We start from the raw sequence: 14462 nt of genomic DNA, 5'->3' as shown, positions 1-14462 counted from the left end.
TGCCGGCGGCGCTGGTGGCGGAGTTTTACCGCCGGCTGCCGCAGGCGGAGTTGCATAACCTGTATGGGCCGACGGAGGCGGCGGTGGACGTCACCGCCTGGCACTGTTCGCGGGAGGCGGACCGGGTGTCGGTGCCGATCGGTCGGCCGATCGCCAACACGCGCATCTATCTGCTGGACGAACACGGGCAGCCGGTGCCGCTGGGGGCGGTGGGCGAGCTGTATATCGGCGGGGTGCAGGTGGCGCGGGGCTACCTGAATCGGCCCGACTTGACGGCGGAGCGTTTCCTGAACGATCCGTTCGCGCCGGGCGGGCGCATGTACCGCACCGGCGACGTGGCGCGCTATCTGGCGAACGGCGACATCGAGTACCTGGGGCGCAATGACCAGCAGGTGAAAATCCGCGGCTTCCGCATCGAATGCGGCGAGATAGAAGCGACGCTGGCGACGCACCCGGCGGTGCGGGAAGCCGTGGTGGATGCGCGCGCGGTGGGCGACGACAAACGGCTGGTGGCGTGGGTGGTGCCGGCGGCGGACGTGGCGGAAGAGACGCTGGCGGGCGCGCTGCGGCAGCATGTGAGCGCGGCGCTGCCGGACTACATGGTGCCGTCGGCCTGGGTGGTGGTGGCGGCGTTGCCGCTGTCGCCGAACGGCAAGTTGGACCGTCGGGCGCTGCCGGAGCCGCAGGGGATGCAGAGCCAGGCGGCGTACGAAGCGCCGCAGGGTGAGCGCGAAACGCTGCTGGCGGAGATCTGGCGCGAGTTGCTGAACGTGGAGCGGGTTGGCCGCCACGACAACTTCTTCGAACTGGGCGGTCACTCGCTGCTGGCGGTACGTCTGACCAACCGTCTGCAACAGATGGAATGGCAGCTGCCGTTGCAGACCCTGTTCGCCAATCCGACGCTGCACGTAGTGGCGCAGCAACTGCAAAGGACGAGTGAAGCGCTGCCGCCGATCGAGGCTCTGCCGCGCGATGCCGCATTGCCGCTGTCGTTTGCTCAGCAGCGCTTGTGGTTCCTGACCCAGTTGGAGGGAATGAGCGAAACCTACCATATCCCGCTGGCGCTGAGCCTGCGCGGCGAGCTGGATCTGCCTGCCTGGCGGCAGAGTCTGGATGCGCTCTATGCCCGTCACGAAGCGTTGCGCAGCCGGTTTATCACCGTCGAGGGGCAGCCGCAGACGCACATTCTGCCGGCAGACGCGCTGCCGTTGACGGTTCACGATCTGCGTGGGCAGCAGGATGCCCAAAGCCGAGCGCGGCAACTGGCGCAGCACCTGGCGGAGGCGCCTTTCGATTTGACGCAGGGGCCGCTGGTGCGCGCCGCGCTGCTCCGTCTGGCGGATGAGGAGCATCTGTTCCTGCTCACCTGCCATCACATCGTCTCCGACGGCTGGTCGACCGGCATACTGCTGCGCGAATTGGGCGCGCTGTACGGCGCTTTCCGTCGCGGCGAGGCCGATCCGCTGCCGCCGCCGACCTTGCAATACCCGGATTACGCCGCCTGGCAGCGTCGCTACCTGACGCCGGAACGGCTGGCGGCGCAGGCGCAATACTGGCGTGAAACGCTGAGCGATGCGCCGGCGCTGCTGACGTTGCCGACCGACCGGCCGCGTCCGACGGTACAGTCTTTCAGCGGCGCAGAAGTGCCGATCGCGATCGACGCCGAGCTGACGCAGGCGCTGCGTCAATTCAGCCGACAGCATGGCGGCACGCTGTTTATGACGGTGCTGGCGGCCTGGAGCCTGGTGCTGGCGCGCATGGCCGGACAGCAGGAGCTGGTGATCGGCACGCCGGAGGCCAACCGCGGCCAGCTGGAAACCGAATCGCTGGTCGGTTTCTTCGTCAGCACGCTGGCGCTGCGCATCGATCTTCGCGACGATCCGGATCTGCCGACGCTGCTCGAACGGATCCGCCACACGGTGCTGGCGGCGCAGGAAAACCGCGATCTGCCGTTCGAGCAGGTGGTGGAGCTGGTTAACCCGCCGCGCCATCTGGGCTATACCCCGCTGTTCCAGGTGATGCTGGCCTGGCAGGACGGCTCGGTGCGCAATATTCCGCTGCCTGGACTGCAGGCTGAGAGCGCCGAGTTGGGCTACCGGATCGCCAAGTATGATTTGACGCTCGATCTGGCGGAGAGCGACGAGCAAATCAGCGGTACGCTGAATTTCGCCACGGCGTTGTTCGATCGCGCCACCGCCGAGCGTTACGGCGCCTATCTGGTGCAGGTGCTGCGGGCGATGGCGACAAACGCTTCGCAGTCTGCTTCGCATATCGATCTGCTGCCGGCCGCTGAGCGCGAACTGCTGTTGTATGGCTGGAACCGAACCGCGGAAGCTTATCCGGCGCAGAACCCTGTCCACGTCCAGTTTGAACAGTGGGCGCGGCGCACGCCGGATGCCATCGCGTTGGTAAACGAGGCGGACAGCCTTAGCTACGCGCAATTGAACGCCCGCGCTAACCAACTGGCACATCAACTTATCGGACAGGGAGTACGCCCCGGCGACCGCGTGGCCACGTCGCTCGAACGCAGTTTCTCTCTGGTCATTGCCCAGTTGGCGATCCTCAAGGCGGGCGCCGCTTATGTGCCGCTCGATCCGCACCTGCCTGTTGCGCGGCAGGCGTGGATCATCGGCGACAGCGGAACGACGTTGATCCTGTGCGATCGCGAGCTCGATCGCGAGATAGCCGGCGAGATCGAATGCCTGCGTATCGATCGTCTGCGGCAGGATCCGACCCACGATCCGGCGGTGGCTCGCGCCGGCGACGCACCGGCTTACATCATGTATACCTCGGGCTCGACCGGCACGCCTAAAGGCGTGATGGTGACGCATCAAGGCATCCTTCGACTGGCGATTAACAATCGGTTTGCGGCGTTCGAACGCGGCGATCGCTTTGCTTTCGCCGCCAATCCGGCATTCGACGCCAGCACGTTGGAAATGTGGGGCGCGTTGCTCAATGGCGCCAGTCTGGCGATCATTGCGCTGGAGGTGTTGACGGATCCCGATGCGTTGGCGGCAGCGTTGGTGCGGCAAGAGATTAACGTCTTGTTCCTGACCACGTCGTTGTTTAACCAATATGTCCATAGCATCGCCGCGACGTTAGCGCAGTTGAAATATCTGATCAGCGGCGGTGAAGCCGCGGATCCGCACGCCTTTGCTCGTATGCTGAAAGAGGCGGGACCGGTGCGTCTGGTCAATGCCTATGGGCCGACCGAGTGTACGGTGTTCGCCACGACGGCCACGATCGAGCGGGTGGATCCATGGCAGCGTTTGCCTATCGGGCGGCCGATCGGTAATACCCGGATTTATCTGCTGGATGCGCACGGGCAGCTGGTGCCGCTCGGCGCGACCGGCGAGATCTACATCGCCGGCCCCGGGGTGGCGCTGGGTTATCTCAACCGCGCAGAGTTAACGGCAGAGCGATTCCTGGCGGATCCGTTTAACCCAGGCGAGCGGATGTATCGCACCGGCGATCTGGCGCGCTATCTGCCGGACGGCAATATCGACTACCTCGGACGCAACGATCGGCAGGTGAAAATTCGCGGCTTCCGCATCGAATGCGGTGAGATCGAGGCGCGAGTGGCCGGTCATCCGGCGGTGCGCGAAGCGGTGGTGGATGTCCTCGGCGAAGCGGACAATAAGCGGCTGGTCGCCTGGGTGGTGCCGGAGGCTGACGCGGATCGTCAGACGTTGGCGGTGACGCTGCGACAGTATCTGGCGGGGATGTTGCCGGAGTTTATGCTGCCGGCGGCCTGGGTTGCGCTGGATACGCTGCCGCTGACGCCGAACGGCAAGTTGGATCGGCGCGCGCTGCCTGAGCCGCAAGAGGACGCCTACGTGCGTGAGGTTTACGCCGAACCCGAAGGCGAACTGGAAACGCTGCTGGCGGGGATCTGGCGCGAGCTGCTGGGCATTGAGCGGGTCGGGCGCCACGATAACTTCTTCGAACTGGGTGGCCATTCGTTGCTGGCGGTCAAACTGATGGCGCAGCTGCGCCGTGTCGGGTTGAGCGCCGGGGTACAAACGCTGTTCACCGCGCCGACGCTGTCGACGTTGGCGCAGACATTGGTCACGCAGCAAGAGGTGAGCGTGCCGGCCAACGGTATCCGACCGGGCTGCGTAGCCATTACGCCGGAGATGTTGCCGCTGGCGGCGCTGAGCCAGCCGGAGATCGACGCGGTGGTGGCGCAGGTGCCTGGCGGCGTGGCCAATGTACAGGACATCTACGCTTTGTCGCCGCTGCAGGAGGGGATTTTGTTCCACCATCTGCTGGCGGAGCAGGGCGATCCGTACCAGCTGTCCGCGGTGCTGCGCTTCGACAGCCGTGCGCGCCTGGATGCCTGGCTGGCGGCGATGCAGCAGGTGATCGATCGCCATGACATTCTGCGCACCGCGTTCATCACGCAGGGCGTGTCTTCGCCGGTGCAGGTGGTGTGGCGCAAGGCCGAGTTGTCGCTGCAAGAACTGCGGCTCAATCCGGCGCAGGGCGATATCGGTGAGCGGCTGACGGCGTTGTTTGATCCGCGCCGCGTACGGCCTGACCTGACGCGCGCACCGTTGCTGAGCTTTGTCGCTGCTCGGGAAGAGGAGGGCAGTTGGTGTGTGCTCCAGCAGTGGCATCACCTGATCGGCGACCACTCGACCCTGGCGGTGATGCAGGAGGAAATCAACCTGATCCTGGCCGGACGCGGAGACGAATTGGCCAAGGCGCCGCCGTTCCGCAACGCGGTGGCGCAGGCGCGGCTCGGCGTCAGCAACGCTGAACACGAGCAGTTCTTCCGCACTCTGCTGGCGGATATCGATGAACCGTCGTTGCCGTTCGGCCTGAGCGACGTGCATGGCGAAGGGCGGGATATCTCGACGGCGCACCTGGCATTGCCGCATGCGCTCAATCAGCAGCTGCGGCGGCAGGCGCGGCGGCTGGGCGTCAGCCTGGCCAGTCTGTGCCACCTGGCGTGGGCGCAGGTGTTGGCGCGCGCCACCGGCCGCGATGAGGTGGTGTTCGGCACCGTATTGTTGGGCCGCATGCAGGCCGGAGACGGCGCGGAACGGGCGCTCGGATTGTTTATCAACACCTTGCCGCTGCGGCTGGATGTCAACGAGGTCGGCGCGGAATCGGCGGTGTTGCAGGCGCACATTCGGCTGAGCGGGCTGCTGGCCCATGAGCATGCGCCGCTGGCCTTGGCGCAGCGCTGCAGCGGCGTCGCCGCGGGCACGCCGCTGTTCAGTGCCCTGCTGAATTACCGGCATAACAGCGGCGAGGAGACCGCCTTGCCGGCCGGCGTAACGCTGCTCGATAGCCAGGAACGCACCAACTATCCGTTCGTGCTGTCGGTCGAGGACGGCGGTGATTCTCTGGGCCTGACGGCGCAGGTCAGACAGCCGATTGAAGCGCAGCGCGTGTGCGGCTATATGGCGCAGGCGTTGAGCGCATTGGCGCAGGCGTTGGAGCAGGCGCCGCAGACACCGATCTGCGAACTGGACGTGATGCCGGATGAGGAGTATGCGCTGCAGCTGTGCCGCTGGAATCATACGGCGGAAGCTTACCCGGCGGATACCTGCGTGCACGAACTGTTTGAACAGCAGGTGCGGCAGACGCCGCAGGCCATCGCTTTGATCCAGGATGCGCAACGGCTCAGCTACGCACAGTTGAATGCGCGCGCCAACCGGTTGGCGCATCGGCTGATTGAGCGCGGCGTACAACCGGGCGACCGGGTCGCGGTGCGGCTGGCGCGCAGCATCGAACTGGTTTGCGCCCAATTGGCGGTAATCAAGGCCGGGGCGGCGTATGTACCCATCGATCCGCAACTGCCGGCCGCGCGTCAGGCGTGGATCGCCGATGACAGCGGCGCCTGCCTGATGCTGACGGACGCCATCGGCGACGAGGACATTCCGCAGCTGACGGTCGAGGCTCGCGAAGCTGAAGGTCATGACGGTAACCCGGCGTTGCGCGTATCGAGCGGCGCGACGGCCTACATCATGTATACCTCCGGTTCGACCGGTACGCCGAAAGGGGTCATGACGCCGCACCAGGGCATTACTCGTCTGGTGCGCAACAATCGCTACGCCGCCTTTGACGCTGAAGACCGCGTTGCCTTTGCCGCCAACCCGGCGTTTGACGCCAGCACGATGGAGGTGTGGGCGGCCCTGCTGAACGGCGGTGCGCTGGTGGTGATAGCGCCGGAGGTGATGATGGAAGCCGAACGTCTGGCGGCCGAACTGCAGCGTCATCGCATCACCACGCTGTTCTTGACCACCGCGTTGTTCAATCAGTATGTACACAGCATCAGCGGCGCGCTGGCGCAGCTGAAATATCTGATCAGCGGGGGAGAGAAAGAAGATCCGGGCGCTTATGCTCGGTTGCTGCAAGAACAAGGGCCGGTGCAACTGATCCATGCCTATGGGCCGACGGAGACCACCACCTTTGCGACTACGGCGCGTATTGAACGGGCCGAAGGGGAGGCGCGTTTGCCGATTGGTAAACCGATCGGCAATACCCGCGCGTACTTGCTGGACGCCCGTGGGCGCCCGGTGCCGATGGGGGCGATAGGAGAACTGCACATCGGCGGCGTGGGGGTGGCGTTGGGATACCTGAACCGGCCGGAGCTGACGGCGCAGCGTTTTCTGAGCGATCCGTTCAACCCGGTTGGCGGCGGCCGCATGTATCGTACCGGCGATCTGGCGCGTTATCTGCCGGACGGCAGTCTTGAATACCAAGGGCGGTGCGACCAGCAGGTCAAGTTGCGCGGGTTCCGCATCGAACCGGGCGAGATTGAGGTGCAGCTGGCAGCGAGCCCGTGGGTGCGGGAAGCGGTGGTGCAGGTTTGTTCGACGGAGCGCCACCCGCGCCTGGTCGCCTGGATCGTACCGGCGGCCGACGTTGACCGCAGCGCGCTGCAAGGGCAGTTGCGGGCCTATTTGAGCGAACGTTTGCCGGAGTACATGGTGCCGTCGGCTTATGTCTGGCTGGATGCGCTGCCGTTGACCGCCAACGGCAAGCTGGATCGGCGTGCCTTGCCGGAGCCGGAGCGCGCGGCAGTCGGCGCTCGGGAGTATGCGGCGCCTCAGGGGGAGACCGAAACGACGCTGGCGCGGGTATGGTGTGAGCTGCTCGAGATTGGCCAGATAGGGCGCCACGACAATTTCTTCGAGCTCGGCGGCCATTCGCTGCTGGCGGTACGTCTTTCCAGCCAACTGCGTCAGCAAGGCATCACCTTGCCGGTACAGGCGATCTTCAACCATCCGATCTTGGCCGAATTGGCCGAACGGATCGATCGTCGCACCGCAGAGGCTCCGCTGCGCAAAGCGGTGCCGGCTCGCAGCAGCGGCAGCCGACCGCCGCTGTTCTTCGTCCCGACCGGCTTTGGCGACCACTCCTACGTGTTTGAATTGGCCAAGGAGATCGACGAAAGCTTCCCGGTCTACGCCGTGCCGTGGCCGGCGGTGGATGAAAAGCCGGCAACCATGAGCGACATGGCCGCCAGCGCCGTGGCGTTGATTCGCGAAGTGCAACCGCAGGGGCCCTACCATCTGGCGGGGTACTCTTCCGGCGGGGTGTTGGCCTATGCCATCGCCGAGCAGCTGCAATCGGCCGGGGAAGCGGTCGCTTTCCTGGGGCTGATTGACACGTTGCGGCCGGTGGAGGCGATGCACAGCCCGGTCCAGCTGTTGCTGAACTGGGTGGAATCCACGCAGGAGAGGCCGGATCCGCAGTTCTGTCAGCAGTTGGCCGAACTGCCGTTACCGGAGGCGATAGCGGCCGTGCAACGCGCCGGGATCAAGACTCAGCGTGCGGAAGTGGCCGACGAGGCGGCTCTCTGGCAACAGCGACACCATTACGCCAAGCTGGTGGAAGCGACTCAGGTGCAGCCTGCATCGCTCAAGATCCATCTGTTCAAGGCGAAGCAGGAGCAGGTTTCCGCCAATTCGCAGAACGAGCAGTTCCAGGCGTACTGGCAGAAGATCAAGCAGGCGGGATATTGCCGCGAAGACGCTTCCGCGCTGGGATGGGATAGGCTGTTGCCGCCGGCGACCGTCCGCGTCAGCCAGGTCAACGGCGACCATGTGTCGATGATGGAGCATCCGGTTCACCGGCGTGAGCTGGGCCAGCACTTCAATCTGGCGTTGCGCGATCTCGGACAGGCGTAAGTCGGCGGGATAGCCGATCAGAAAGCCCTCGCAAGAGGGCTTTTTTTTATCCGGTGACAACGCCCCGATGGCGCCGATGAACCTTTGTTTACCCGTTGGCGGCGGCTTTGACGAGTTCCACCACCAGCGGTGAAAGCTCGCCGCGCAGCGCAGCGCGTTCTGACTGGAACAGCGTGGCGGCGTAAAAACGCCGGCCCGGCAGTTCGATGGCGCGCACGTCGCCTTCGGTGTCGTGGCCGCTGATGATCAGCGGGAAACGCTGCAGATCGGCGACGAAGTCCGGATTGACGCCGAAGTTGCAGTGGTAGCCTTCATGGGCGTTCAGGCTGCCATAGGCCTGCGCGACGCGGGTGTCAGGCTGGAAAACGATGTCGCCGGTTTTTTCCACCAGCGAGCAGCTCAATGGGGCGATCACCAGCCGGCCACCGCTGTCGGTTTCCGCATGACCGGCGTCGTGCCAGCCCATCACATTGCGGGCGTATTCGACGATGGCGTATTGAAAACCGCCGCAGGAGCCGAGGAACGGCACGTCGTTTTCCCGCGCATGACGGATCGCCATAAACGCGCCGTCGTCGTGACGATACGGGCTGCCCGGCACCACCCAGATGGCGTCGAAATCTTGCAGCGCGTCGGGGGAGGTCAGGGTTTCGGTCGGGAGCCACTGGGGCTGAACGTCGATGTCGAGGTGGGCGGCGGTGAGCTGGAGCGCCACGGGGATGGCCTGGTGGGCCACGGCTTGCGGGTTGTAATCACCGACCAGAGCAATGCGGACTTGAGCTTTCATCATTTCCTTTCCTGTGCGGGTAAAAAAGGAGATTACAGGAAAGCGGGATCCCGAGCCGCAGATTTTTTAAACGCGGCGCACAAAAAAGCCCGGCGTTGGCCGGGCTGGAAATAAGGGGGGATCAGTACAGCGAGGGCGCGCCAGCCGGTCGGGTTTTGAAACGGCGGTGCAGCCACATGTATTGCTCCGGCGCCCGCATGATCTCTTTCTCGATCACTTTGTTCATGTAAGCCGCCGCCGCCTGTTCGTCGCTGAGCGGATAGTCTTCCAGGGCTGGTTGGATCAGCAGGTCGTAACCGAGGCCGCCCTCGCGGCGGATCAGCACCACCGGCACCAGCGCCGGGTTGGCCATGCGCGCCAGCATGAAGGTGCCGCTGGTGGTGGCGGCCTTATCGACGGCGAACAGCGGCGCGAATACGCTGCCGCGCGGGCCGTAGTCCTGATCCGGCGCGAACCACACCGCCTCGCCGCGCTTGAGCGCATGCACCATGCCGCGCAAATCCTTGCGATCGATCATCGCCTTGTTGGAACGCATGCGGCCTTTGGTCTGCGCCCATTCCATCGCCTTGTTGTTATGCGGACGGTACATCGCCATCATCGGCTGACACAGGCCCATCGCCCGGCCGCCCAGCTCCAGCGACATAAAATGCACGCCGATCACCAGCACGCCGCGATCGTCGCGCTGCGCCATTTTGAGGTGGTTGATGCCGGAGACATTGAACCAGCGCTTGACGCGTTTATCTGACCAGAACCAGGCCATGCCGGTTTCCAGCAGGCCCATGCCGAGGGATTCGAAATTGCCCACCACTTTGCGCTCGCGCTGCGCTTCGTCCATCTCGGGGAAGCACAGCTCGAGGTTGCGACGGGTGATGGTGACGCGGCGCTTGAGAAAACGCATCGAGGTGCGCCCCATCCACACCCCCAGACGGTAGAGCCACGGGTAGGGGAGTTGGACCAGCAGGAACAGCAGGGCGAGGCCAAACCAGGTCAGCCAGTAGCGTGGGTGCAGCAAGGAAAGTTGAAATCTCTTTTGGCGTTTCATAGCAGCTCGTTTATGCGTTAGGGGGGTAGCAACCTGTAGCGCATAAAGGATCCACTCGATAGCGATACAACCACTCAGACACCCGGGGACGGCCAGGGTTTAGTCAGATTCCATAATTGACTAAATCTTTACATTCGAAGGGCGGTTTGCGCTGCTATCAGGCTTCGGAGGGATAGCTGTTGGCCAGCGGAGGCGGCTCTAGGAACGTGTATGTTAACACAGGGTACGGGGTGTGGCGGAAGAGGGGCATGCGAATATTCTCATTCGCGTTGCCCCTGAGTTGAGGATTGGCGCGTTTTACAGGCTGGGAATGATAATCGCGGCGAAGATCGCGGCGATCGTCAGCCATTTCAGCAGGTAGTAACCGCGGCGGTTGCGCGCTTTCAGGCGTTGGCCGGCATCGCGCACCGCGTTGACGTATTTGAAGATGCGGTTGATGCCGCCGGTGCGGTCCTGATCGTCGTTCGGCGAGCTGGCTGCCGACATCAGCGTAGCGCCGACCCAGTGGTTGACCGCCTGCGCCCAGCGCCATTTCATTGGCCGCTCGACGTCGCAAAACAGAATGATGCGCGTCTGATCGGTGGCGTTCTGCGCCCAGTGCACGTAGGTTTCGTCGAAGATCACCGCTTGGCCGTCGCGCCAGCTGTGCGGCTCGCCGTCTACTTCGATGAAGCAGCGATCGTCGTTGGGCGTCATCAGCCCCAGGTGATAGCGCACCGAGCCGGCGTAAGGATCGCGGTGTTTACCCAGGTGGCTGCCGGGCGGCAGCTCGGCGAACATCGCCGCCTTGACCGACGGGATGCGGTTGAGCAGCTCGACGGTTTTTGGACACAGCGTCTGCGCTGAAGGGTGACTGTCGCTGTACCATTTCAGATAGAAACGTTTCCAGCCGCGTTTGAAGAAGGTGTTGAAGCCGGCATCGTTGTGCGACTGCGCCTTTTTGATGTGATCCTGCAGGCGCACCGCTTCTTCGCGGATCGTCTGCCAGTTGTCGGTCAGCGTCTGCAGCTCCGGGAAGCCTTTTTCGTCGAAGTAGGGCTGTTTGGCGGGCAAACGGGAGAAACCGGTCATAAACATGTTGATCGGCCCCATAAACGTGGAGTGATCGAACAGCTGACGAGTAAGCTTTTGTTTCTCTTTGCCGCGGGAGTGTGCGTAGAGGAAGCTGATGATAAAAATGCCGATAATGATCGCGGCAACCATAGAATCCATCCCTGTTAGTGCTTGTTAAAAATTCGTATAAATTATAGTTTTGTGACAGGAAAAATTTAACTTTTTCGTGCGCTTTCCCCGCTCATGCTGCTTAGTGGCATAAAAAATCAATAAAACTGTTTGTAATAAAATTTTATATCGATTTTTTTGGTTTTAGTCCTATTCTTAAATCGTTCAAGGGGCGTTTCATGCCATCTTGTTTCATGACGAATGGCACGTATCTGAGAAAAGAGGGACTTATGAAGAAATCAATCATTGCCTTGTCTGCACTGCTGCTCGCTTCCCCGGTGTTCGCTGCTGAAACCGCGACCGACACCACCGCTCACGCCAGCAACGAGGTCGTCGCGGAGGCGCATAAAGGGGCGGATACCGCCAAAGAAAAGCTGCACCAGTCTCAGGACAAGGGTGAAGAGCTGAAGCTGAAAGCCAAGCACGCCGCCGAAGGCAAGAGCGATAGCGTCGGCAGCAAAGTGAGCGAAGGCTCGCAAAAGGCCTGGCACTCCACCAAACAGGGTACGGAGAAGGCTTGGGACAAGACCAAGCAAGGGGCGGAAAGCCTCAAGAACAAAGTGACCGAGTAAGGTCTCCGTTTTACCACAAGGGCCGCGCTGCGGCCTTTTTTATTGCCCGTAAACCGGGAATGCCCTAAAGAAAAAGGCGCTTATCAAATGAGATAAAGCGCCTTTTCAACACGTTAACTGACTAGTATCAGTTCATGCCGTATTTTTTCAGCTTCTTGCGCAGCGTGCCGCGGTTGATGCCCATCATCAGGGCTGCGCGGGTTTGGTTGCCACGGGTGTATTGCATCACCATGTCCAACAGTGGCTGTTCAACTTCAGCCAGTACCAGCTCATACAGGTCATTTACGTCTTGACCGTTCAGTTGAGCAAAATAGTTCTTCAGTGCTTGTTTAACCGAGTCACGCAGAGGCTTTTGAGTCACCTGATCTTGTGAGTTAACGGTAGAAACGGTCAGTACGTCAGAATTTACGCGTTGTTCGAACATAGTTCTGTCAGCTCTTTTTTTACGCTAAGATTTTCGAAATATGCCTCCAACGCCTCCAGCTGTTCGCTGGCATCCTCTATGGCGTTGAATGTGCGCCGAAACTGGTCATTCGGAGCGTGTTCCTGGAGATACCAGGACACGTGCTTACGAGCAATCCGGAATCCCTTGCCTTGGCCATAGAAGCCGTGCAATTCCCGAATGTGCCCAATCAACAAGCGCTTCACCTCGCCAAGCGGCATCGGCGGCAGCAACTCCCCAGTGTCCAGATAATGCTGGATTTCCCGGAAGATCCAGGGTCTCCCCTGAGCAGCGCGGCCTATCATCAGGGCGTCGGCCCCGGTGTAGTCGAGCACTGCTCTGGCTTTATGCGGGTCAGTAATATCCCCATTCGCGATAATCGGAATGGAAACACTCTGCTTAACTGCCCGAATGCTGTCGTATTCCGCGTCGCCGTTAAACAGACAGGCGCGGGTTCGGCCGTGAATCGTCAGGGCCTGAATACCACAGTCTTCGGCCAGTTGGGCAATCTCTACACAGTTACGGTGCTCCGGCGCCCAGCCGGTGCGAATCTTCAGCGTTACCGGCACATCCACCGCGTCAACCACCGCGTGGAGGATCCGTTTTACCAGATCCGGGTACTGCAACAAGGCGGACCCGGCAAGCTTCCGGTTCACTTTTTTGGCCGGGCATCCCATATTGATGTCGATGATCTGCGCGCCGCTGGCCACGTTGATACGCGCGGCGGCGGCCATATCATCAGGATCGCATCCGGCAATTTGCACGGAGCGGATCCCTGGTTCATCGCTATGCACCATACGCAGACGCGACTTATCCGTCCGCCATACCTCCGGGTTGGAGGAGAGCATTTCGGATACAGCCATCCCAGCACCCATTGCATGACAGAGGGTTCTGAACGGGCGATCTGTAATACCGGCCATCGGGGCCGCAATCAGGCAATTAGTAAGCTGGTGGTGTCCAATGCGCATAGACAAAGAGTGACCATACTGTGTCCGCAAGGGCGCGTATATTACGCATTTTTGCGTCGAGATGAAAGGCCAAACTTTAACCAATTGGCCCGATATTAGGACGAAAAATACGCTACGCGGCGATTCATAAAAATATTATATATATTTTACAATAAGTTGACGAAAAGTGCTTATTTTGTGTGCGGCAAAATATTCGCCTTTGCGCAGGATATTATCTGCATTCGCCCGCTATTTTTGCCGGGATAGCCTGCCTGGAAGGCGCATTCTCAGGGCGATCCGTCGTTGAGCGGCGAAAAAGTGCATAAAATTTTGTGCCACCCGAGGGCCGATCGCCGGACAAAAAAAATCCACCGGCGCAGGGCCGGTGGACGAAGGGGACACGATACCGTGACGCTTACTTGCGGCGGCCGGTAATGCGGCACCACTCTTCGCGCTCGGCGACCGGGTCGAGCGTGAACTTCTCTGCATAGGCTTCCGCTACGCTGCTCGCCTGGCTGGCCAGCACGCCGGACAGCCCCAGATGGCCACCGGCCTTCGGCAGACAGCCGATCAGCGGCGCCAGCTCGCGCAGCGGGCCGGCGAGGATGTTGGCGACCACCACGTCCGCCAGCAGGTCGGCAGGCTGGTCTTTCGGCAGATACAGCTCCAGACGCTCTGAAACGCCGTTACGCTGCGCGTTGTCGCGGCTGGCCTGAATGGCCTGAGGATCGATGTCGATGCCGATAGCGCGCGCCGCACCCAGCTTCAGCGCGGCGATCGCCAGGATGCCGGAGCCGCAACCGAAGTCGATGACAGTTTTGCCGGCCAGATCGAGGCCGTCCAGCCACTGCAGGCACAGCGCGGTGGTCGGGTGGGTACCGGTGCCGAACGCCAGGCCCGGATCGAGCATCACGTTGACCGCGTCGGGATCGGGCACGTCACGCCAGCTCGGGCAGATCCACAAGCGCTCACCGAAGCGCATCGGGTGGAAGTTGTCCATCCACTCGCGCTCCCAGTCCTTGTCTTCCAGCTGTTCTATCTTGTGGCGGAAACCGGCGCCCAGCAGCGGGTGCTGTTCCAGCATCGCCACCACCTCGGCCATATCGGTTTCGGCGTCGTACAGGCCGATCACATCGGTATCGCCCCACAGCAGGGTTTCACCCGGCAAGGGTTCGAACACCGGATTGTCGTGGGTGTCCTGGAAGGTCACCGACACGGCGCCGCTTTCCACCAGCGCGTCGCTCAGGTCTTCCGCCTGGCTGCCGGTGGTGTTCAGTTTGAGTTGGATCCAAGGCATAGCAATTCTC

Annotated in this window: 8 protein-coding genes; 2 read left to right on the top strand and 6 right to left on the bottom strand. The window is 62.0% G+C overall.

Going from position 1 to position 14462, the window contains the following annotated elements:
- Nucleotides 1-14 precede the first annotated feature (14 nt).
- Nucleotides 15-8147, top strand: a complete 8133-nt coding sequence (locus IMX17_RS19740; protein ID WP_370571598.1) for an amino acid adenylation domain-containing protein — start codon at nt 15-17, stop codon at nt 8145-8147.
- An 88-nt stretch (nt 8148-8235) separates the two neighbouring features.
- Here IMX17_RS19740 and IMX17_RS19735 read toward each other — a convergent pair whose 3' ends face one another.
- From IMX17_RS19735 to lpxO, 3 genes are all read right to left on the bottom strand, one after another.
- Entirely contained in the window at nt 8236-8931 is a 696-nt protein-coding gene (locus IMX17_RS19735) for a CTP synthase (RefSeq protein WP_096242857.1), read from the bottom strand.
- 121 nt (nt 8932-9052) lie between these two features.
- Nucleotides 9053-9973, bottom strand: coding sequence for a kdo(2)-lipid IV(A) palmitoleoyltransferase (lpxP, locus tag IMX17_RS19730; protein ID WP_182265477.1), 921 nt, complete (start codon nt 9971-9973; stop codon nt 9053-9055).
- A gap of 297 nt (nt 9974-10270) precedes the next feature.
- Nucleotides 10271-11176, bottom strand: coding sequence for a lipid A hydroxylase LpxO (gene lpxO / locus IMX17_RS19725; protein ID WP_182265476.1), 906 nt, complete (start codon nt 11174-11176; stop codon nt 10271-10273).
- 248 nt (nt 11177-11424) lie between these two features.
- Here lpxO and IMX17_RS19720 point away from each other — a divergent pair, with 248 nt between their 5' ends.
- Nucleotides 11425-11766, top strand: a complete 342-nt coding sequence (locus tag IMX17_RS19720) for a hypothetical protein (RefSeq protein WP_182265475.1) — start codon at nt 11425-11427, stop codon at nt 11764-11766.
- 127 nt (nt 11767-11893) lie between these two features.
- On the opposite strand, the gene fis is transcribed toward IMX17_RS19720, so the two are convergent.
- The 3 genes from fis to prmA form a co-directional block, all read right to left on the bottom strand.
- Complete coding sequence (gene fis / locus IMX17_RS19715) at nt 11894-12190, bottom strand: DNA-binding transcriptional regulator Fis (RefSeq protein ID WP_000462905.1); 297 nt, start codon at nt 12188-12190, stop codon at nt 11894-11896.
- Nucleotides 12172-13176: a tRNA dihydrouridine synthase DusB gene (gene dusB, locus IMX17_RS19710; protein WP_046897213.1), complete on the bottom strand. Its 1005-nt coding sequence runs from the start codon at nt 13174-13176 to the stop codon at nt 12172-12174. Before dusB ends, fis begins: the two co-directional genes overlap by 19 nt.
- A gap of 394 nt (nt 13177-13570) precedes the next feature.
- The gene (gene prmA, locus IMX17_RS19705) at nt 13571-14452 is read right to left on the bottom strand and encodes a 50S ribosomal protein L11 methyltransferase (protein ID WP_033644444.1); all 882 of its coding nucleotides are present in this window, start codon (nt 14450-14452) and stop codon (nt 13571-13573) included.
- Nucleotides 14453-14462 lie beyond the last annotated feature (10 nt).

It is taken from the genome of Serratia sp. X3 (assembly GCF_014982455.1).
Classification (GTDB): domain Bacteria; phylum Pseudomonadota; class Gammaproteobacteria; order Enterobacterales; family Enterobacteriaceae; genus Serratia; species Serratia ureilytica.
The sequence above is the reverse complement of the archived record's forward strand: the minus strand, read 5'-3'. Positions and strand labels throughout refer to the sequence as shown.

Excerpts from the sequence above, each read along its gene's own strand:
- IMX17_RS19735 (WP_096242857.1), bottom strand. The coding sequence starts at position 8,931 with ATGAAAGCTCAAGTCCGCATTGCTCTGGTCGGTGATTACAACCCGCAA.
- lpxP (WP_182265477.1), bottom strand. The coding sequence starts at position 9,973 with ATGAAACGCCAAAAGAGATTTCAACTTTCCTTGCTGCACCCACGCTAC.
- lpxO (WP_182265476.1), bottom strand. The coding sequence starts at position 11,176 with ATGGTTGCCGCGATCATTATCGGCATTTTTATCATCAGCTTCCTCTAC.
- IMX17_RS19720 (WP_182265475.1), top strand. The coding sequence starts at position 11,425 with ATGAAGAAATCAATCATTGCCTTGTCTGCACTGCTGCTCGCTTCCCCG.
- fis (WP_000462905.1), bottom strand. The coding sequence starts at position 12,190 with ATGTTCGAACAACGCGTAAATTCTGACGTACTGACCGTTTCTACCGTT.
- dusB (WP_046897213.1), bottom strand. The coding sequence starts at position 13,176 with ATGCGCATTGGACACCACCAGCTTACTAATTGCCTGATTGCGGCCCCG.
- prmA (WP_033644444.1), bottom strand. The coding sequence starts at position 14,452 with ATGCCTTGGATCCAACTCAAACTGAACACCACCGGCAGCCAGGCGGAA.